Origin of the sequence: Streptomyces sp. H27-H1 (assembly GCF_026627445.1) — a bacterium.
Lineage (GTDB): Bacteria > Actinomycetota > Actinomycetes > Streptomycetales > Streptomycetaceae > Streptomyces.
Genome location: NZ_JAPNLJ010000006.1, coordinates 74,821 through 94,629, shown reverse-complemented (window position 1 = coordinate 94,629; position 19,809 = coordinate 74,821). Strand labels below are relative to the sequence as shown.

The window sequence follows — 19,809 nt, the reverse complement described above, 5'->3', positions numbered from 1 at the left end:
CTTGGGTTCCTCGTCGTCGTGGGACGACCGGCGCCCCTGTATAGGTGGTGCCTGTGGTCGGGACGGCAGGGTTCGAACCTGCGGCCTCCCGGTCCCAAACCGGGTGCGCTACCTCTGCGCTACGTCCCGTGAGGCGCGCCCGGGATCGAACCGGAGCAGCTACCTGACCCCGTAGCGGTCACGCGCCCTCGTCCGGACCGCGAGGCCCGGGTATTGCACGTCGCGGCGGGATTCGAACCCGCGATTCCACCGCCGGATGACGTTCTTCGGCGCGCGTGTACTGCCTCACACCGCACGACGTGCAGAGCCCCCGGCAGGATTCGAACCCGCGACCCGCGCTTTACGAGAGCGCCGCTCTTCCAGCTGAGCTACGGGGGCGTTCGTCCATTCCTGTCCAAGGAAGACGCGGTTGCTTGCTCCACGGCCGTCGGGGCCGAGATGATGGACACATCGGAAGCGGCGTAGTGACTTCCGCCGCCGGAGAGCCCGGGTCAAGGGTTGCAGCCCAAGACCCCACGTTGGCGCGTGTGTGCTCCGAGGGCCGACACGGATCCTGTCCCCCGTGTCGGCCCTTCCTTGCGCTCCCGACCGGACTCGAACCGGAGGCATAACGCGTCCTGCGCCCCAGCGATGTGACCGGCCCCGAGGGGCTACAGGGATCGCTCTGGGGCTCTTGCTGGGCGGCTCAGTGGCCCCAGAGGGCGGGTGAGCCGTCGTGCGTGGTCCCGGAAGGCTTCGAACCTCCGCCGTCCGCCCTATGATGGCGGCGCTCTACCGGCTGAGCTACAGGACCATCAACGAGGGCGGGCATACGCCGAAGCATTGTCGCTCCCTCGTCTCGCTCGTCTCGCTCCTCCCGCCCCGACGCATACGAGGACTCACACGGAGCGGAAGTCTCTTGGGACAGGCCAACGCCGCTCAACCGCGCGTCGACCCGGAGGAGAGTGCGGGGAGCGCAGGAGCGGCGCCGGCCGTCCGAGGGAAGTGGACCGTCCGCCAGTCGCGACGGTCGCCGATCTTCCCTCTACTACTGTTATGGGGTGCATGTCAGACGTTGTTGATCTTGCTCATCCTCCCCCGCGCGGGCCGGTGTGCGTAGTGCGCTACCTACCCCCTTTTCTCCTTTCTCCTTAACGCGTGTTAGTAGAAATAGAAATGACAGTTTGTTTGCCACTTTCGGCACTAGAACAGCACTTTCCGTAGCCGTACGTGACGACGTAGCTCAATTTGTAACTCTCCGCGCCCGACCATCCGTTCGGGGATCCGGCGGGACGAGGATGCGGGCGACGAGGCGTGTCGAACCGACGAAGGGCGGAGGCGGAAGAGCGCGCCGAGATGGCTCCCGACGCGCCCCACACCGTTACCTAGTCGTTATCTAGAACGACTCCTGTTGTGCGATGTCGTCGAGCGCGTCTTGCTCCGGGTCCACGTGCGTGCCGGCGGCGAACGACAGGCGGTCGTCCCGCGGCGTCCATCGGTTGCCCGGCATGACCTTCACCTTCACGCCTAGATCGTTGAGCATCCGACGACGCACAGCCCAGTCGTCCGTCTGCTGCCACGCCTCTCCCCACGTAGTGTCAAGCTCTACGGTTTGTTCCCGCGACGGGACTACTGGCCGCTCTTTCAGCGGACCGAGCCGGTCGGAGATTCCCTGAATCTGCTGCTCCACAACGTCGGCAGCGGCGCCGCGTAGCCGCACGAGTCGGCCCGAGAGCTCTTGGAGATCATCCTCCAGCTCGTTGATCTCCGCCGTGTGGTCGACCCCCGCAGTTCGGATGACCTGCGTACGGCGGAACGGCCCGAACTGGTCGACGAACTGTTCATCCACGTACTCAAGCGCCACTGTCCGAAGGATGCTGCTTGCCGGCTGGTCCTTCTCATGCAGTCCCCCGTGGCAGCGGAATGTTCCCTTGCGCACGCCACTGAAGCTGTTCCACGCGCCGTACATGTTGCGCTCACAGGTGCCGCAGACGATCACGCCTAGCAGCTCGTGCCCGTCCTTTCGACGAGGGTGGGCGCTAGGGACCGCAAGTTCCTTCAGCGCGCTTTCGAGCTGATACCACGTTTCGTCGTCGATCATTGGCTCCGCATGGATGACGGGTGAGCCGTCGGTGGTCCGTGTCATGGATCCGTCGCGACGAACCTGGTAACCGCGGACGATGGGCGAGCGAAGCATGTCGTACACCGTGTTCAGCCTCCACGTGTCTCCGTCGTCGTGCTCGCGGGGAGGTGTGACGAGCCTGGCTTGATGGTTTTTCGGGGTAATAGCCTCTGACTCAACAAGCCATCGCAGAACCCGAGTGGCCCCGTGTCCCGCGATAGTGCGAGCGATAGCCGCCCTACGGATAGCGGCCGTCTCCTCGTGCAGTCCGAGCCACCACCCCTCCCGCCCGTCGCTGAACACCTTTCGAACGAGGTGATAGCCATACGGAATGGTGCCGCCGGAATATCGCCCAATGGAACGCAGGTGCGCGGCGGCACCCTGATTTCGCTCCATGATTGTCTGCCCTTCGAGCTGCGCGGCGAAGGCAAGGATGAGCAGGATCAGCTCACTCATGGACGAACTGAAGTCGAGTTCAAGCATGTCCCCGCCGGGGCCGGCGGAGAAAATGAGGCGCTTCTTGTGCTGCTTGGCGAAGCGTCCTAGGTCCGCCATATCCGCCATGGACCGCACTGCACGGTCAAGGCGCTGCCAGATCATGACATCCCACAGTTCCGGGGAGTTCAGCCAGGGCGCCAATTCAGCGCGCTCCCACGGAGTGGTTTTGAGGGCCGACACGTCGGTGTCCCGGGCCCATCCAACGAACGTTCCGCCGATGCGGTCGCAGGTGTTAGTGATCATCTCCTCTTGGACTTCTGGCGACGTCGATGCATCCGTGAACTTGCTTAGTCGGATAGCTCCAACAGCGCGAAGAGTGGCGCGCGTTCGCTGTGGTGGCACAGCCCTGGGGTTGTCCATGCATCACATGCTAGTTACTCCGGCAACCGTTCGGCGAGCGGAAGGCCCAGATCGGCCCGCAGGACCGCACCATCGGCGCCACCCGCATCTGGGCCCTCCCCAACCCCAGCGGCCTCAACGCCCACTGGACCGCGGCCTCGATGGCCCAGGAGTACGCCCGCCTCCGCACGACCGCCGAGTCCGGCGACCCGGCCGCCACCGGTCCGTAAACACCCGCGCCCAGAGCTCGAAGATCACCTTATGCTCCGGGGATGATCATCAAGCCGGTTGAACTCGTGATATTCGACTGCGACGGGGTTCTCGTCGACAGCGAACGGATAGCCGCCCGCGTGCAGGTCGCCCTGGGAGCGGAGTTCGGCTGGCCTCTCACCGAGGCCGAGGTGATCGACCGGTTCATCGGGCGCTCCTCCGTCTCCATCCGCGAGCAGATCACCGAACGGCTCGGTGCCGAGGCGGCCGCCCTCTGGTGGGACCGGTTCGAAGAGCTCCACCGAGAGGCGGTGGACTCCGGGCTGTCTCCCGTCTGCGGCCTTCCCGAGGCACTCGACGTGATCACGATCCCCACCTGCGTCGCTTCCAGCGGCTCGCACGAAAAGATGCGGCACACCCTCGGCCGCACCGGTCTCTACGAACGCTTCGCAGGCCGCATCCACAGCGCCACCGAGGTCTCCCGCGGCAAACCGGCCCCGGATCTCTTCCTCTACGCGGCACGGCGGATGGGCGTGGACCCCGCCGCCTGCGCGGTCGTGGAGGACAGCCGTCCCGGCGTCCAGGCAGCCCGCGCCGCCGGTATGCGGGCCTTCGGCTACGCCGGCGGCCTGACCGCCGCCGAGCAGCTCCGGGGCCCCGGGACCGTCGTCTTCCACGACATGCGCGACCTCCCCGCCCTACTCACCGGGTGACGACCCGGGGTTGGCACCCCGCGCACATACGCGTAGGGCTGTCGCGTCAAGATGAGTGCATGACCGAGGGCCAAGCGGATCCGCTGACGGTGCTGCGCAAGCTGGATGATCCGAAGTGGCTTGAGTGGCCGTTGAGTGGCCGCAGCACTACGACCGTGTTGAGGCAGCGGCCTTGTTCGGCGGTTTGGTGACCCGGCTCGAAGGTGACTTCGCAGCTCGCCGCCCGTTTGGGCAGGACACTCAGGACTCCAGCGAGTACGGACGCGCCGTCGTGCCCGCGGACGCAACCGTTTGCGGAACCCGGACCGTCGTCCGTGTGGCAAGTTCGGATCACTGGCGCTGGTCTGTACCGACAACCCAGGGGCCTTCTTCGGGACACAGGACGCCCAGGCTGAGGGCGCACTGGACGGCGCCGATCTCGCCAAGGTCAATCGAGCGTTGGCCGAACTCGGCTACGCGGTGGTTCCCGAGGAACTGTTGGAGACCGATCTACGAGGGGCAAAGCCGGATGCCTCCTTTCGTCCAGCAGCCCAGCTGGTGGCATCGCTTCTTCGGCACCTTCTGACCATCACACTCGCAAGGTGGGGCCGGTGCCCACAAAGCAGCCGTTGCCCTCGAAGAACTCCCACAGTTCTGGGACCAGGTGCACGCTCAGGTTGTCCCGCACGAGAACGGTCGGGGCAGTCCCTCCATCCGAAGCCCTTCGACCCGCCCTCTGAGTCCGAACCGGGCGGTGGCCATGCGGTTCGGCGCGCTCACGGCCCGCTCCGAGGCAACCGTCCGCATAGCCCCGGTGCGCAACTTGCTGTGACCTGCCTGGACGTGTCGGTCCCACATGTCGTTCTGGCAGCGATCAGATCAGTGGAGCATGAAAGGCAGTGCAATGAGGGCCGCGTACTGCCGGGCCGAGAGCGAGAGCGGCGATGCCATCGAGGACCCGTCCGAAGACGCTCTGCTCATACTGATCGACGATCAACGACTCGGACAACACCTTCGTCGTCATCCAGCCCGACGACTCCGACCCGGCCTGGTTCACCTCCGTCACAGTCCTGGACAAAGGCGGCTACGAGGTCGTCCGCCGCGACACCACCCGCCGCGAACACAACGTCCACACCGAGACCAGCACCGACCAGATCGCCCGCGACCTCACGATCTGGATGGCCGCCCGCGACTTCCCCGGACGGCCCGTCTAGATCAACAGCAGCTTCCGGACACGCCCTGGCTAGGCGTCGCGCCGCCGTACCGACAGCCAGCCGCCGAGCACCGCGGCCAGTGCCCACACGGCCAGGACTCCGAGGCCCGTCCAGGGTCCCAGGGCGTCCGGTGACTCGGCGCGCATCATCATCTGTCCCGCGCGGTCCGGCAGATACTGGGCGATGTCACTGGCCTTCGCGCCGATGATGAAGGACACGATGAGAGTGAAGGGTATGAGCAGGCTCAGGACCGCCGCCGAGCTTCGCAGTATCGCCGTCATCCCGGCCGCCATCAGGGTCATGAACATGAGGTAGGCCCCGCAGCCGAAGATGGCACGGTAGGTTTCCGGGCCGCCCAGTTCCAGGGTGTAGGCCCCCATGAACCGCTGTCCGCCGACGAAGGTGGCCAGTCCGGTGAGCTGGCCGACCACGAAGGCGAGGCCGGCCAGCATGGCCATCTTCGACAGGTAGAACCGGGCGCGGTTCGGCACTGCGGTCAGTGACGTGCGCAGGGCGCCGTTGTGGAACTCGGCCGACAGTGCGGTCGCGCCGAACGCGAAGGCCGCTATCTGCCCGAAGTTGAGCCCGTAGAAGGCCGCGAGGAGCGGATCGTCCCCCATGCTCCCGACTTCCGCGTCACCGATCAGCGCGGCTGTCAGGGTCTGGATGCCCGCGGTGGCGACGAAGATGGCTATCAGCGCCCCGAAGGTGCCGCGCAGGGATCGTATCTTGATCCATTCCGAGTGCAGGACGGGGACTGTGGGCAGAGCGGTGCTCATGGCGAAGCCTCCTTGGAAGAGTGATGTCAGTGGGTGGCGGTGAACTGGGTGTGGCCTGCCGTGAGTTCGAGGTAGGCCTGTTCCAGCGAGGCCCTCTCGTCGACCAGCTCCAGCATCGGGATGCTTTCGCGGGCGGCCATGGCGCCGAGCTGCTCGGCCTGCATGCCGTCGACGCTCCAGCGCCCGCCGTCGGCCTCGACGAGCTCGAAGCCGTCCCGGGCGAGGGCCGCCCGCAGCCGTATCGGATCGGTGGTGCGCAGCCGCACCCTCGGGGTGCTGCGCGCGTCGATGAAGTCCTCCGTCGAGCTGTCGGCCAGCAGCTTGCCCTGCCCGAGTACGACCAAGTGGTCGGCGAGGGTGGCGGTCTCGGTCATCAGGTGGCTGGAGACGAGGACCGTGCGGCCCTCGGCGGCCAGGCCCCGCATGAGCTCGCGGATCCAGATGATGCCTTCGGGGTCGAGGCCGTTGGTCGGCTCGTCCAGCATCAGCACCTCGGGGTCCCCGAGCAACGCGGCCGCTATGCCCAGGCGCTGGCGCATGCCCAGCGAGAAGGTCCTGATCCGCCGCTTGGCCGCCGCGGCGATGCCGGACTGCTCCAGAACCTCTTCCACCCGGCGCATCGAGATGCGGTTGGCGGCGGCGAGGAACCGCAGGTGGTCCCGGGCGGTGCGTCCGCCGTGCGCCGACTGCGCATCCAGGAGCGCTCCCACCCGGTGGAGGGGATCGGCCAGGTCGGTGAACCGCCGGCCACCGATGGTGGCCGTCCCGGAGTCGATCCGGTCCAGGCCCAAAAGCAGCCGCATCGTGGTGGACTTGCCGGAGCCGTTGGGCCCCAGGAAGCCGGTGACCCGGCCGGGCATGACATCGAAGGTGAGGTGGTCGACCGCTCGGGTGCGACCGAACTCCTTGGTCAGTTCTCGGATCTCGATGCTGTTCATGTCTCAAGATTCGCCGTCGGTCCCATCCGTGCGCCTCCCCCATGCGAGGGTGCCGTCTCCCCCACGTGGGGGAGACGGCACACCATCGTGAGCTGCAACGATGGGCCCATGTACCAACTCCTCCGCGCCGCGCGTCGACCGGTGACCTACTCACGCTGGGTGCACCTGTGCGTGCCCGTGCTGATGCTGGCCGTGTGGATGTTCATAGAGCCCGCGGCACCGTGGATGCCGCTGCTCCTCGTCGTTCCGCTGGGTCTCCTGCCCTGGATGCGGCTGGCCGAGGGGCTCCAGGCGCAGTTCCTGCTCGCGCCGCACGACCGGGAAGCCGAGGGGCCCAGCTTCAGCACTGTCTCCTCCAAGCGGTGGAGCGACCGCTGGCGGACGCTGCTGTGGCTGGAGATACGGCTCGTCCTCTCGTTCGGCACGATGCTCTGCAGCGTGTGGCTCCCGGTCCTGACGGTCCAACTGGTCACGACCGCGCTCGGCAACACGGTCACCCAGGACAACCTGGTGCCCGCCGGTTTCCCGGCCTGGCTCGCGTGGACGCTGGCCCCTGTACCGTTGGTCCTGCTGCTCGTCATCGTGATCCTGCTGGGCCGGATGGTCACCGCCATCGCACGACGGCTGCTGGGCCCCTCCGCGGCGGAACGGCTCACGGCTCTGGAGGTGCGCACCGAACAACTGCTGGAGCGCACCCGGATCGCGCGCGAACTGCACGACTCGATCGGCCACGCGCTGACCGTGGCGGTCGTTCAGGCGGGGGCGGCGCGGGCCGCGGGCGACCCCGAGTTCACCGACCGCGCGCTGGCCGCCATCGAGGAGACGGGCCGCGCCGCCCTGGAAGAACTCGATCGGGTACTGCTCGTCCTGCGGGAGTCCGCCCAGCGGCCCTCCCAGCGTCCGACGCTGGCGGAGGCGGACCGACTGCTCGAGTCGGCGCGCGCCTCCGGGGCCGCCGTCGACGCACAACTGACCGGCCCGCTTGAACAGTTGCCCGGCCCCGTCAGCCAAGAGGGGTACCGGATCCTTCAGGAGGCGCTCACCAATGTGCTGCGACACTGCGGTCCCGTGCCGGTACGGGTACGGATCGGCATGGTCGCCGACCGGCTCGACCTGGAGGTGACCAATCCGCTGCCGGACCGGCCCACGGTCATGGCGGGCAGTGGGAGCGGACTGCGCGGGATGCGGGAGCGGGCCGCGCTGCTCGGCGGGGAGGCCGAGACCGGCCCGCACAAGGGGGGTTGGAGGGTGCGCGCGCGGCTTCCGCTGGAGCGAATACGCTGACGGAATGCCGGTTACCGTACTGCTCGTCGATGACGAGCCCCTGGTGCGCGCGGGTCTGCGCGCCGTCCTCGACGCCCAGCCCGACATCGAGGTGGTCGGCGAGGCAGCCGACGGCGCCGCGGTGGTCCCGCTGGTGCGGCAACTGCGCCCCGACGTCGTGGCGATGGACGTGCGGATGCCGCTGCTCGACGGGATCGAGGCGACCCGGGCGGTCCTGCGGAGCGTGGACTCGCCACCGAAGATCCTCGTGGTCACCACCTTCGAGAACGACGAGTACGTCTACCAGGCGCTGCGGGCCGGCGCGGACGGGTTCCTGCTGAAGCGGGCCCGCCCGTCGGAGATCGTGCACGCGGTCCGCCTGGTGGCGGAGGGCGAGACGCTGCTCTTCCCCGCGGCGGTCCGCTCGCTGGCCGCCGAGTACGGCAACCGGCAGGCTCGGACGGTACTGAAGCGGGCGGCGCTGACCGAGCGCGAAGAGGCCGTGCTGCGGCTGGTGGCGAAGGGGCTGACCAACATCGAAATCGCCCGTGCGCTGATCGTCGGCACGGAGACGGTGAAGTCCCACGTCAGTGCGATCCTGGCGAAGCTGGGCGCACGGGACCGGACCCAGGCCGTCATCACCGCGTACGAGTCGGGGTTCGTCGCTCCCGCATGACCGGCGCCCGAGGGGAAGGGCGGATTCCGGCCGATGGGGGGCCGCTTCTCGCCGCCGGACCCGGTGCGCAGTACGATCCGCGTGACAAGCTCGCTAGCTGGGAGGACACACGTTGGGGCAGCTGACCGGCGGGGACCCCTCACTGCTGCGGCGGATCAACTCCGCCGTGGTGCTACGGGCACTGCGCGCGGCCGAATCGCCGACCCTCACTGACCTCACCCGGATCACCGGGCTCTCACGGCCCACCGTCGAGGGGGTCGTCGAAGGGCTCATCGGAACGGGTCTGGTCGTCGAGGCGGGCGCGGAGGAGGGTGCGCGGCGCCAGGGACGCCCGGCCAGACGGTTCCGCTTCCGCGCGGAGGCGGGACACCTGCTCGGTGTGGAGATCGGCGCACACCGGATCGCGGTGCTGCTGTCCGGGCTGGACGGCCGGGTGATCGGTGCCGGCACCAAGGAGGTCGCCGAGACGGCCTCCGCCGACGAGCGGCTCGAACGGGTCCGCGGTGCCGTGGCCGACCTGCTGCGCCGGGCCGGCGTACCCCGGGACTCCCTGCGGGCGGTCGGCGTGGGCAGCCCCGGAATCGTAGAGGCCGACGGCACCGTCCGGCTCGGCACCGCCCTGCCCGGCTGGACCGGGCTGCCGCTCGGGGAACGCCTCAGGCGCTCGTTCCGGTGCCCGGTACAGGTGGAGAACGACGCCAACGCCGCAGCGGTCGCCGAACACTGGAAGGGCGCCGCGACCGACACCGACGACATGGTCTTCGTGATGGCCGGGCTCAGCCCCGGTGCGGGCTCCCTGATCGGGGGACGTCTGCACCGCGGGTTCGGCGGGGCAGCCGGGGAGATCGGCGCACTGCACCTGCTGGGGCGCGAGGTCACGCCCGAGAAGCTGCTGTCGACGACCGGCGAACCGCTGCACCCGCTGGACGAGCGGGCGGTGGCGGAAGTCTTCGCGATGGCCAAGCGCGGCGACGTACGGGCGGTGGCCGCGGTGGACCGGTTCATCCAACGGCTGGTCCACGACGTGGCCGCGCTGGTCCTGGCGATGGATCCGGAACTGGTGGTGGTCGGCGGCTGGGCGGCCGGGCTGGACTGGGTACTGGATCCCCTGCGCCGGGAACTGCAGCGGTACTGCCTGCGCCCGCCACGGGTGGCGCTGTCCCTGCTGGGCGAGGCAGCGGTGGCCACGGGAGCCTTGCGGCTGGCACTGGACCACGTCGAGGAAGAGCTGTTCGCGGTGGAGAAGACGGTCACCGCCCGGCGTCGCTGATCCCCTCGCGGCGTACGGATCACCCGGGCTCGGGTGTCCCTCCGGGACGCGCACCCGCTCACCCGAAGGCCACCGATCCCCTCCTCGGCGGTACGGACCCACGCGCGGGCCCGGTCCCACCCCTTCCCGGTCAAGGCAGCGGGCGGCAGGGGATCCGGCCCGACCCGGGGACGAGAGTTGTACGAATTCTCGGCGAGAGCCCGCGGACCCCGGCCGGACGCCTTCTCGGCAGGTTCGCCCGTCCCCACGGAAGCCGGCCTCACTCCCGGCGGGCAGACGGCGGAAGGGGCATGCGGCACACGGTCGCCGCAGGCCGCGGGAGGATGACGCCACACGGCACGCGGGGAGGACGCCGACGGCAGTCCGGCGGGCAGGAAGGATCCGGTTTCCGCACGGTGGGTCGCGATCCGACGGCCGCAGCGCGGGCCGGGGTGGGCCTGATCATCCGCGCCGCAACGGGGGCCGGAGCCCGGCCGCCGCCGTGCACGCAAGCGGCCATGCTCACCCGCGCCGTACCAGGGAGTGGCCTCAGATCCGGCTGGCTCAGCCCGTGATGTCTGTGCGGCGTATCGCAAGGCGGAGGAGAAGCCGCCGCGGAACGTCGGCAGCCGACGACAACGAGGTGAGGCGAGGTGCCGGGCGCCACAGGCCCGTCCTGGCCCGAAGGGCAGGCCCTGGCCGCGCCACCGCACCGCCCCCGCCGTACGGGCCGCCGCTTGGCGGCGGCCCTTTCAGCGGGTCAGGACGCCACGCGCGTGTCGTGGGTGATCTGCACGTCGCCCGAGTCGCCGAAGGTCAGGCGGCAGGTGTCCGCCCGGTAGGTGGCCACCGAGACGGCTGCCGTACCCGCCGCCGTGAAGTAGCGGGTGGTGACCAGCAGGACGGGGGCGCCGGGCAGACGGTCCAGTTCCTTCGCGTCGTCGGCGCGGGCGGAGCCGAGCTCCACCGAGCGGTCCTGCCCGTCGAGGACGAGCTTCTGGAGCTCGCGCATGACGGCGCGGGCGCGCGCCGGACCGGCCGGGGTGTCGATGGCGGAGAGGCCCGGGACCGAGGAGGCCGGCACGTACAGCAGCTCGGCGGCGAGGACCTGGCCCTGCTCGACGCGGGTCCGGCGGACGGAGACCACCAGCTCACCGGCGGCGGTCCCGAGGAGTTTGAGGACGGCGGGGGTCACCACGGCTTCCGCCGCGTCCACCGGCTCCCACCCGTCGACGCTCTCGCCGGGCCAGCTGTGCTGCGCGGTGCCGACGGCGACGCCCACGCGCGGCGGGGCGACGGTGGTGCCGACACCGCGGCGGCGCTGGAGGCGGCCTTCGAGCTCCAGCTGCTCCAGGGCCTGGCGCAGGGTCGCCCGGGCGACACCGAAGCGGGCGGCGAGGTCACGCTCGTTCGGCAGGACTTCGCCCACGGCGAAGTCCTGGTCGAGCGCCTCACTGAGGACGGTCTTGAGGTGCCAGTACTTCGGCTCCGGCACCGATTCGAGCTGTGTGGTCCCCACCCTGACTCCTCCTGCAATCGCTGCACTCGCCGTGTTCCAGCGGCAGTTCCGCGCCTTTGTTTATTAAAGGTTCCTGCACTATGCCTGCGACGATAGGACGGCGCATCCCCTTGGTCAAGACCAATGCTCATCCCTTTGCCGGGCAGATCGGGCATATGCATCAAGCTGTTCACGGGATGTTCGCGCGCACCACGGAAGACACCGTGGAAGGCGCCACGGAAAGTGCCACGGAAGACACCTCGAAGGATGCCGCGAAAGATGGCGCGAGGGAGAAGGCCCGCCGCGGGGACTACCGGGCGGTAACCGGCCGCGAGACACTACTGACAATCCGTCTCACACAGGCGCCGAAGCCGCCCGACCCGACGAGGAGCAGCATGACCGCCACGGTCTCCTTCACGATCGACTCGCCCCTGGGCCCGCGCACCATCACCGCCGCCTACGAGCGCAAGGGCGCGGGTGAGCCGCTCCTGCTGCTGCACGGCATCGGCCACCACCTCCAGGCCTGGCACCCGGTGGCCGACATCCTGGCCGCCGAGTACGACGTGATCGCCGTCGACCTGCCCGGCTTCGGCCTCTCGGAGCCGTTCCCCCACGGCGTTCCGTACGATCTCGACACCGTCGCCCCCGCGCTGGGCGCGCTCTGCACGGCACTCGGCATCGAGCGGCCGCACGTCGCGGGCAACTCCCTCGGCGGGCTGCTCGGCCTGGAGATGGGGCGCGTCGGTCTGGCCCGCTCGGTCACCGCCCTCTCCCCCGCCGGGTTCTGGTCGGAGGGCGAACGCCGCTACGCCTTCACCGCGCTCCGTGCGATGCGCGCCGGCGCCACCGCGCTGCCCGACTCCGCCCTGGAGCGCCTCGCCCGCAGCGCCGCCGGCCGTACGGCGCTCACCGGCAGCATCTACGCGCGCCCGGGGCGGCGTTCGCCCGCCTCCGTGGTCGCCGAGACCGTCGCCCTGCGCGAGGCCACCGGCTTCGAGCAGACCCTGGCCGCGGGTGGTTCCGTACGGTTCACCGCGGATGTGCCCGGCCTGCCGGTCACCATCGCCTGGGGCAGTCGCGACCGGCTGCTCCTGCGCCGCCAGGGTGTCCGCGCCAAGCACACCATCCCCGGCGCGCGCCTCGTCAGGCTCAGCGGCTGCGGCCACGTCCCCATGAACGACGACCCAGCGCTGGTCGCCCGCGTCATCCTGGACACAACCAGGCTGTCCCGATGAGGAGTTGACGGTCCCTCATCCGTGCGCACCAGTGTTCACGCATGGTTCGCCTGCGCGACGCGGACGGTCCGGTGTGCGGCCGGTATGCGGCGGCACACTGGTCCGGCCCGTCCCCCGCCGGCCTCTGGAGACGCACCGATGGCACCTCTGCCGCACACCCGACGGACCCTGCTCGGCGGTTCCCTCGCCGTTCCGGTGGGCCTCGCCCTGTCCAGCGTCCTGTCGGGCGCCTTGACGACGTCCGCCCACGCGGCCGCGCCCGCCTTTGCCCGATCGGGCCGCCCGAACGCCTTCTGGGGTGTCCAGTCCGGCGAGATCACCGCCCACTCGGCCACCGTCTGGACGCGTTCCGACCGCCTCGCGCGGATGTACGTCGAGACCTCCCCCAGCGAATCGTTCCGCTACGCCGTCCGCCGCCACCGCGGTCCACTGCTCGGCGCGGACACCGACTTCACGGGCACCACCACCCTGCGCGAACTCCCGCCCGGACAGCAGGTCCACTACCGGGTCCTCCTCGCCGACCCCGACGATCCGCGCCGCACCGGCGAGCCGGTCCACGGCACCTTCCGGACCACCCCCGCCTCCCGCCGCCGCGGCGTGCGCTTCCTGTGGTCCGGGGACCTCGCCGGCCAGGGATGGGGCATCAACCCCGAGCTCGGCGGCTACCGCGTCTTCGACGAAATGCGGCTGCGGGACCCCGACTTCTTCCTCTTCAGCGGGGACACCATCTACGCCGACGGGCCGATCCAGGCCTCCGTACCGCTGCGCGACGGAACCCTTTGGCGCAACGTGACCACCGAGGAGAAGGCGAAGGTCGCCGAGACCCTCACCGAGTACCGGGGGAACTTCCGCTACAACCTGCTCGACCGCAACCTGCGGGAGTTCAACGCACAGGTCCCGGTCCTCGCCCAGTGGGACGACCACGAGGTGCGCAACAACTGGTACCCCGGCCAGATCCTCGACGACCCCCGCTACACCGTGAAGGACGTCGACACCCTCGCCGGCCGGGCCCGCCGGGCCTTCGGCGAGTACTTCCCCGTCACCGACCTGCGCGGCGGCCGCGCCGAGGGCCGGATGTACCGGGTGATCCGCTACGGGCCGCTGCTCGACGTGTTCGTCCTCGACATGCGCACCTACCGCGATGCGAACTCCCCCGGCCGCCAGACCGACGACCCCGTCGGCATCCTCGGCCCCGAGCAGCTGACCTGGATCAAGCGCGAGCTGTCGCGCTCCCGCGCCACCTGGAAGGTCATCGCCGCCGACATGCCGCTGGGCATCGTGGTGGCCGACGGGGCCACGGACTTCGAGGCCGTCGCCCAGGGAGACCCCGGCGCGCCGCTCGGGCGCGAACTGCAGATGGCCGAGCTGCTCCGCCACATCAAGCACCAGCGCATCACCGGCACCCTCTGGCTCACCGCCGACGTCCACTACACGGCCGCGAACCACTACGCGCCCGAGCGGGCCGCGTTCACCGATTTCGCACCCTTCTGGGAGTTCGTCTCCGGCCCCGTGGGTGCGGGCGGTTTCCCCGCCGGCCGGCTGGACGCCACCTTCGGCCCGGAGACGGCCTACGTCCAGTCGGCGCCCTTCGCGAACATGTCCCCGTCCGAGAACCCCCCGTACTACGGGGAGGTGGAGATCGACGGGGACGGCGGCGAGCTCACCGTCCGGCTGCGCCGCCAGGGGGGCGGCGTACTGTTCTCCCGGACCCTGCAACCCGGACGGGTGGGACAGTAGGGGGCGGTCGGCGGGCCCGGCGGCCGCCGCCGACACGGCAGCGGACCTCCGACACCGTGGGATCCGACATCGCGGGATCCGGAACCGGGATCCGGAACCGGGGTCCGGAACCGGGGTCCCGGACCGGAATCTGAAATCGGCCGGAAAACAGGGCGAAATCGGCCAGATAGATCCTTAACCAGCCGGTCACAGATCGTTAGTGATCACGCAACACCCCTGCGTCACAGTGGTCTGCATGACTGAGCGTATTCCTACCTCTGCCCACCGTCCCCACCGCCACCACTGGCGCCGCGACGTCGTCGAGCTCGCCGCCCTCTTCTGCGCCGTCGCGGTCGCCGACAGCATCGCCAATCTCGTGGTGCACGGTCCTCGAGGCCCGGTCCTGCTCGTCGCCTCGGCCGTCGCGCTCCTGGTTACCGCGGCGTTCCACACCTGGTGGGCGCGCCGCCACAGCCATGCGCCGCCGCCCCCGGGCACCGCGCCCACGGGGACGGCCACGGGGACGGGCACGGAATCGATCACGGAGACGGCCTCCACCTCCGGTACGGACACCGCGCTGACCTCCGCCCTGTGGCGGATGCGGACGACCGTGCGCGACGAGCCCGGCAGCCTCGCCGCGCTCTGCACCGCCCTCGCCCGGAGCGGGGTCGACATCCTCACCCTGCAGACGCACCCGCTCCCCGAGGGCGGCACGGTGGACGAGTTCCTGCTGCGCGCCCCGCAGCAGCTGCCCTCCGCCGACCTCACCCGGGCCATCGCCGGCGCCGGCGGCCACAGCACCTGGATCGAGCGCGCCGACGCCCACGACCTGGTCGACACCCCGACCCGCGTCCTGGGCCTGGCCACCCGCACCGCGCTGGACGCCGCCGAGCTGCCGCTCGCGCTGCGCCAGCTGCTGGGCCGCTGCACCATCCACTCGATCCCGGCGACCACCCTCTCCGGGCGCCCCAACGCCGGCGCCGACGCGCCCGTCGAAGGCGTCCTGGAGGCCACGGTCATGAAGCTGCGCGACCCGTCCGGCGGTGCGATCACCATCGAGCGGCCCTACCTGCCCTTCACCCCGTCCGAGTTCGCCCGCGCCCGCGCGCTCGTCGAGCTGGACGCCCGGCTCGGGCCGCGGGTCCCGCGCAGCCAGGACGTACTGACCCTGCCCGAGGGCAACGAGATCACCGTCCGCCGCGCCGACGGCTCCGACCTGGACTCGGCCCGCGCCATGCACGACCGCTGCTCGGAGCGCACCCTCGGCCTGCGCTACCACGGCCCCGTCGCCGACGCCGACCGCTACCTCGGCCACCTGCTGAGCCCGCGCTTCGGCCGCACCCTCGCCGCGACCACCGCCTCCGGCAAGCTCGTCGCCCTCGGACACCTGCTCTGGGACGGCGACGAGACCGAGGTGGCGCTGCTCATCGAGGACGACTGGCAGCGCCGCGGCATCGGCTCCGAGCTGCTCGGCCGGCTGATCGGGATGGCCGTCGAGGCCGGATGCGACAGCGTGTACGCCGTCACCCAGGCCTCGAACACCGGCATGGTCGCCGCGATGCGCGGTCTCGGCCTCCCCCTCGACTACCAGATCGAGGAGGGCACCCTCGTGATCACGGCCCGGCTGGACGCGATCCCGGTCATCGCCCGGCAGCCGTACGAGCTCCCGCGCGAATCCGGCACCCTGCCCCGTACTCAGCAGTGAGCCGGCGCCGTGACCGGGAAGGCCCACCGGGTCGCGGCGCTGCTAGCCATCCGCCTGCCCTGGTCCAGGTAGTGCCGCGCAGGACACCGCGACGCGGTGAACTCTCCGGTCACGGCACTAGAGCCCGGCCCCAGCCCCGACGCCGACGCCCTCCTGGTCCGCCGAACGGTACATCGCACGCTCCGCCGAACGCTCCGTCGCACGGTCGAGCGCCTGGTCCAGATCGGCCCACAGGTCCTCCACGTCCTCCAGCCCGACCGACATCCGCAGCAGCCGGTCGCTCACGCCGGCGGCGTGCCGGTCCCCTTCGGCCACGATGCGGTGGCTGATGGAGGCCGGGTGCTGGATGAGGGTGTCGACGCTGCCCAGGCTGACCGCCGGGGTGATCAGCCGTACGGAGGCGATCACCTCGTGGGGGTCGCCGGCCGTCTCGAAGGCCACCATGGCTCCGCCGATCTTCGGGTAGTGCACGCGCAGCACCCGCGGATCGGCCGCGAGCCGGCCGGCGAGCTCCGCGGCGCTCGCGGAGGCCGCCCGGACCCGTACGGGGAGCGTCGAGAGCCCTCGTAGCAGCAGGTACGCGGCCAGCGGATGCAGGACCCCGCCGGTGGCGAACCGCACCTGGCGCAGCTGGCGCGCGAACTCCTCGTCGCAGGCCACGACCCCGCCCATGACGTCCCCGTGGCCGCCGAGGTACTTGGTGGCACTGTGCAGCACCAGCCGGGCCCCGCTCTCGGCCGGCCGCTGCAGGACGGGCGTCGCGAAGGTGTTGTCGACCAGCAGCGGCACCTCCCCGCAGGCCTGCGCTGCGGCACGCAGGTCGATCTCGGCGAGCGTCGGATTGGCGGGCGACTCGATCATGACGAGACCGGTGTCGGGCCCGATGGCGTCCGCGATGCCCGCCGGGTCCACCCAGGTCACCCGGGTCCCCAGCAGGCCGCTGCTCAGCAGATGGTCGCTGCAGCCGTACAGCGGCCGTACGGCGACCACGTGACGCAGCTCCTTCATCCCCCGCACCAGCAGGCACGCCGACAACGCGGCCATCCCGCTCGCGAAGGCGACGGCGCTCTCGGTGCCTTCGAGCCGGGCCAGGGCCGTCTCGAACCGGGCGGTGGTCGGATTGTCCAGCCGGGCGTAGACCGGCGGGCCCTCGGGCCGGGCTCCCGTCGTCGCGAACTCGTCGATGCGGGCGGCCTCCGCCCGGCTGTCGTACGACGGGTAGGTCGTCGACAGATCGAGCGGAGGCGCGTGCAGTCCGAGCCCGGCGAGGTCTTCGCGTCCGGCATGAACCGCTTCGGTGGCCAGTGACCGTCGTACGGTCGGGGCGTTCGTCTCCATGGGCCGTACTGTGCGCAGTGCGACGGATCCAGCGGGGAAATGCCGTGCTACGTTCGGCGAATGTCCGAATCCGTCGCACTGGACCCGGTGGACCTGCAGATTCTGCGCCTTCTGCAGAACGACGCCCGGACCACGTACCGCGATCTCGCCGCCGAGGTCGGCATCGCCGCGTCGACCTGTCTGGACCGGGTCGCCCGGATGCGCCGCTCCGGGATCATCCTCGGCAACCGGCTCCAGCTGGATCCGGCCAAGCTCGGGCGCGGGCTGGAGGCGCTGCTGCTCGTACAGGTGCGCCCGCACCGCCGCGAGCTGATCGGCCCCTTCGTCGAGCGCGTGCGCTCGCTGCCGGCCTCGCGGGCCGTCTTCCACCTGACGGGGCCGGACGACTACCTCGTGCACGTGGCGGTCTCCGATCCGGGCGAGCTCCAGCGGCTGGTTCTCGACGAGTTCACCTCGCGCCGGGAAGTCTCCCGGGTGGAGACCAGGCTGATCTTCCAGGAGTGGGACTGCGGGCCGCTGCTGCCGCCTACGTCAGCAGGCTGAGGACCTTTCGCTGATGACGCGGACGCCTCCGGCATACGAAGATGTCCACATGTCAGACATCCTCACCAGTGACAGCGCCGCCCAGCTGCCCCGCCAGGTCGCCGATTCCTACGTCGACGCGCTCATCGCCGTCGACCCGATCACGGGCACCTACCTCGGTGTCGCCGCGAGCTCCGGCAAACTCCCGGACCTTTCCCCGGCGGGCCGGGCGGCGGCCGCAGAACTCTCCCGTTCCACCCTCGCGCTGCTCGACGCCGCCGAGCGGCAGCCGGGCGCCGACAGCGATGTCGAGCGCCGCTGCGGCCGGCTGCTGCGCGAGCGGCTCACCGCCGAACTCGCCGTGTACGAGGCCGACGAGGATCTGCGCGCGGTCAGCAACATCCACTCCCCCGCGCACTCGGTCCGCGAGGTCTTCACCCTGACCCCGGCGGACACCGACGAGGACTGGGCCGCGATCGCCGAGCGGCTGCGCGCCGTACCGGCCGCCTACGCGGGCTACCGCGAATGCCTCGCGCTCGGCCTGGAGCGCGGCCTGTTCGGGAGCCCGCGCCCCACCGCCACCTTCGTCGAGCAGCTCACCGGCTGGGCCGGCGAAGGCGTCGAAGGGGAAGAGGGCACGGCCGGCTTCTTCGCCGATTTCGCCGCCGCCGGACCCGACTCCCTGCGCGCCGAGCTGGACGCGGCCGCCACCGGCGCGACCGCCGCCGTCGTGGAACTGCGCGACTGGATGCGCGACGTGTACGCCCCCGCGGTCGAGGGCGAGCCCGACCCGGTGGGCCGCGAGCGCTACGCCCGCTGGTCGCGCTACTTCAACGGCACCGACCTGGACCTGGACGAGGCGTACGCCTACGGCTGGTCGGAGTACCACCGGCTGCTCGCGGAGATGAAGGCGGAAGCCGCCAAGATCCTGCCGGACGCCGGTCCCTGGGAGGTGCTGAAGCACCTGGACGAGCACGGCACCCACATCGAGGGCGTCGACGAGGTCCAGGCCTGGCTGCAGGGTCTGATGGACGAGGCCATCGAGAACCTCGACGGAACCCACTTCGAGCTCGCCGAGCGGGTCAAGCGGGTGGAGTCGCGGATCGCCCCTCCGGGCGGGGCTGCGGCCCCGTACTACACGAACCCCTCGGAGGACTTCTCCCGTCCGGGGCGCACCTGGCTGCCGACGATGGGCCAGACCCGTTTCCCCGTCTACGACCTGGTCTCCACCTGGTACCACGAGGGCGTTCCTGGCCACCACCTCCAGCTGGCGCAGTGGACGCACGTGGCCGACCAGCTCTCCCGCTACCAGGCCAGCGTCGGTCTCGTCAGCGCCAACGCCGAGGGCTGGGCGCTGTACGCGGAGCGGCTCATGGACGAGCTGGGCTACCTCAAGGACGCCGAGCAGCGGCTCGGTTACCTGGACTGCCAGATGATGCGCGCCGCGCGGGTCATCGTGGACATCGGCATGCACCTGGGTCTGGAGATTCCGGCGGATTCGCCGTTCCACCCGGGCGAGCACTGGACGGTGGACCTGGCGCAGGAGTTCTTCGGCCTGCACAGCGGCCGGCCGGGCGACTTCGTCGAGAGCGAGCTGACCCGCTACCTGTCGATGCCGGGCCAGGCGATCGGCTACAAGCTGGGCGAGCGCGCCTGGCTGCTGGGCCGTGACAACGCGCGTGCCGCGCACGGCGATTCCTTCGACCTGAAGGCCTGGCACATGGCGGCGCTGTCGCAGGGTTCGCTGGGCCTGGACGACCTGGTGGACGAGCTGTCGAAGCTCTGATCACCGGGCCGTCCGTGCGTACGCGTGGCGGGCCGGGCTTCGCCGGCCAG

At 70.5% G+C, this 19,809-nt stretch carries 14 protein-coding genes, 4 tRNA genes and 2 pseudogenes; 11 read left to right on the top strand and 9 right to left on the bottom strand.

Going from position 1 to position 19,809, the window contains the following annotated elements; translation table 11 throughout:
• Nucleotides 1–54: 54 nt before the first annotated feature.
• From OTB20_RS08280 to OTB20_RS08260, 5 genes are all read right to left on the bottom strand, one after another.
• Nucleotides 55–129: transfer RNA gene (locus tag OTB20_RS08280), tRNA-Pro, on the bottom strand.
• An 85-nt stretch (nt 130–214) separates the two neighbouring features.
• Nucleotides 215–303 (bottom strand) — tRNA-Phe (locus tag OTB20_RS08275).
• A gap of 2 nt (nt 304–305) precedes the next feature.
• A tRNA-Thr gene (locus OTB20_RS08270) sits at nt 306–378 on the bottom strand.
• Between the two features lie 342 nt (nt 379–720).
• Nucleotides 721–793, bottom strand: a tRNA-Met gene (locus tag OTB20_RS08265).
• A 582-nt stretch (nt 794–1,375) separates the two neighbouring features.
• Complete coding sequence (locus tag OTB20_RS08260; protein ID WP_267815971.1) at nt 1,376–2,959, bottom strand: recombinase family protein; 1,584 nt, start codon at nt 2,957–2,959, stop codon at nt 1,376–1,378.
• 20 nt (nt 2,960–2,979) lie between these two features.
• Between OTB20_RS08260 and OTB20_RS08255 the strand changes: the two are divergent.
• From OTB20_RS08255 to OTB20_RS08245, 3 genes and pseudogenes are all read left to right on the top strand, one after another.
• Nucleotides 2,980–3,168: pseudogene (locus tag OTB20_RS08255) on the top strand (mismatch-specific DNA-glycosylase); the annotation flags it as partial.
• 45 nt (nt 3,169–3,213) lie between these two features.
• Nucleotides 3,214–3,861: an HAD family hydrolase gene (locus tag OTB20_RS08250; RefSeq protein ID WP_267816314.1), complete on the top strand. Its 648-nt coding sequence runs from the start codon at nt 3,214–3,216 to the stop codon at nt 3,859–3,861.
• An 883-nt stretch (nt 3,862–4,744) separates the two neighbouring features.
• Nucleotides 4,745–5,054, top strand: a pseudogene (locus tag OTB20_RS08245) (hypothetical protein).
• Between the two features lie 29 nt (nt 5,055–5,083).
• Here OTB20_RS08245 and OTB20_RS08240 read toward each other — a convergent pair.
• Together OTB20_RS08240 and OTB20_RS08235 are read right to left on the bottom strand one after the other, a co-directional pair.
• Nucleotides 5,084–5,833, bottom strand: a complete 750-nt coding sequence (locus OTB20_RS08240; RefSeq protein WP_267815969.1) for an ABC transporter permease — start codon at nt 5,831–5,833, stop codon at nt 5,084–5,086.
• A gap of 26 nt (nt 5,834–5,859) precedes the next feature.
• Nucleotides 5,860–6,771 (bottom strand): ATP-binding cassette domain-containing protein, encoded by a 912-nt coding sequence (locus tag OTB20_RS08235; RefSeq protein WP_267815967.1) that lies wholly within the window; start codon nt 6,769–6,771, stop codon nt 5,860–5,862.
• Nucleotides 6,772–6,879: 108 nt separating this feature from the next.
• Between OTB20_RS08235 and OTB20_RS08230 the strand changes: the two genes are divergently transcribed.
• From OTB20_RS08230 to OTB20_RS08220, 3 genes are all read left to right on the top strand, one after another.
• The gene (locus OTB20_RS08230) at nt 6,880–8,055 is read left to right on the top strand and encodes a sensor histidine kinase (protein ID WP_267815966.1); all 1,176 of its coding nucleotides are present in this window, start codon (nt 6,880–6,882) and stop codon (nt 8,053–8,055) included.
• Between the two features lie 4 nt (nt 8,056–8,059).
• Nucleotides 8,060–8,710 (top strand): response regulator, encoded by a 651-nt coding sequence (locus OTB20_RS08225; RefSeq protein ID WP_267815964.1) that lies wholly within the window; start codon nt 8,060–8,062, stop codon nt 8,708–8,710.
• A gap of 112 nt (nt 8,711–8,822) precedes the next feature.
• Nucleotides 8,823–9,980: an ROK family transcriptional regulator gene (locus tag OTB20_RS08220; RefSeq protein WP_267815962.1), complete on the top strand. Its 1,158-nt coding sequence runs from the start codon at nt 8,823–8,825 to the stop codon at nt 9,978–9,980.
• 739 nt (nt 9,981–10,719) lie between these two features.
• Here OTB20_RS08220 and OTB20_RS08215 read toward each other — a convergent pair.
• A complete protein-coding gene (locus tag OTB20_RS08215) occupies nt 10,720–11,478 on the bottom strand; it encodes a GntR family transcriptional regulator (protein WP_267815960.1) in 759 nt (252 codons plus the stop codon).
• 374 nt (nt 11,479–11,852) lie between these two features.
• On the opposite strand from OTB20_RS08215, the gene OTB20_RS08210 reads away from it, so the two are divergent.
• From OTB20_RS08210 to OTB20_RS08200, 3 genes are all read left to right on the top strand, one after another.
• Nucleotides 11,853–12,692 carry an alpha/beta fold hydrolase gene (locus OTB20_RS08210; protein WP_267815958.1) on the top strand — a complete coding sequence of 280 codons (840 nt, stop codon included), beginning with the start codon at nt 11,853–11,855 and terminating at the stop codon, nt 12,690–12,692.
• 138 nt (nt 12,693–12,830) lie between these two features.
• Nucleotides 12,831–14,429: an alkaline phosphatase D family protein gene (locus tag OTB20_RS08205; protein ID WP_267815956.1), complete on the top strand. Its 1,599-nt coding sequence runs from the start codon at nt 12,831–12,833 to the stop codon at nt 14,427–14,429.
• Nucleotides 14,430–14,664: 235 nt separating this feature from the next.
• Nucleotides 14,665–16,113, top strand: coding sequence for a GNAT family N-acetyltransferase (locus OTB20_RS08200; RefSeq protein WP_267815954.1), 1,449 nt, complete (start codon nt 14,665–14,667; stop codon nt 16,111–16,113).
• A gap of 117 nt (nt 16,114–16,230) precedes the next feature.
• Here the strand turns inward: OTB20_RS08200 and OTB20_RS08195 are convergent, their stop codons facing one another.
• Nucleotides 16,231–17,451, bottom strand: coding sequence for a trans-sulfuration enzyme family protein (locus OTB20_RS08195; RefSeq protein ID WP_267815952.1), 1,221 nt, complete (start codon nt 17,449–17,451; stop codon nt 16,231–16,233).
• Between the two features lie 60 nt (nt 17,452–17,511).
• Here OTB20_RS08195 and OTB20_RS08190 point away from each other — a divergent pair, with 60 nt between their 5' ends.
• Together OTB20_RS08190 and OTB20_RS08185 are read left to right on the top strand one after the other, a co-directional pair.
• Nucleotides 17,512–17,994: an Lrp/AsnC family transcriptional regulator gene (locus OTB20_RS08190; RefSeq protein WP_267758622.1), complete on the top strand. Its 483-nt coding sequence runs from the start codon at nt 17,512–17,514 to the stop codon at nt 17,992–17,994.
• Nucleotides 17,995–18,043: 49 nt separating this feature from the next.
• Nucleotides 18,044–19,759 (top strand): DUF885 domain-containing protein, encoded by a 1,716-nt coding sequence (locus OTB20_RS08185; RefSeq protein ID WP_267815950.1) that lies wholly within the window; start codon nt 18,044–18,046, stop codon nt 19,757–19,759.
• Nucleotides 19,760–19,809: the final 50 nt, after the last annotated feature.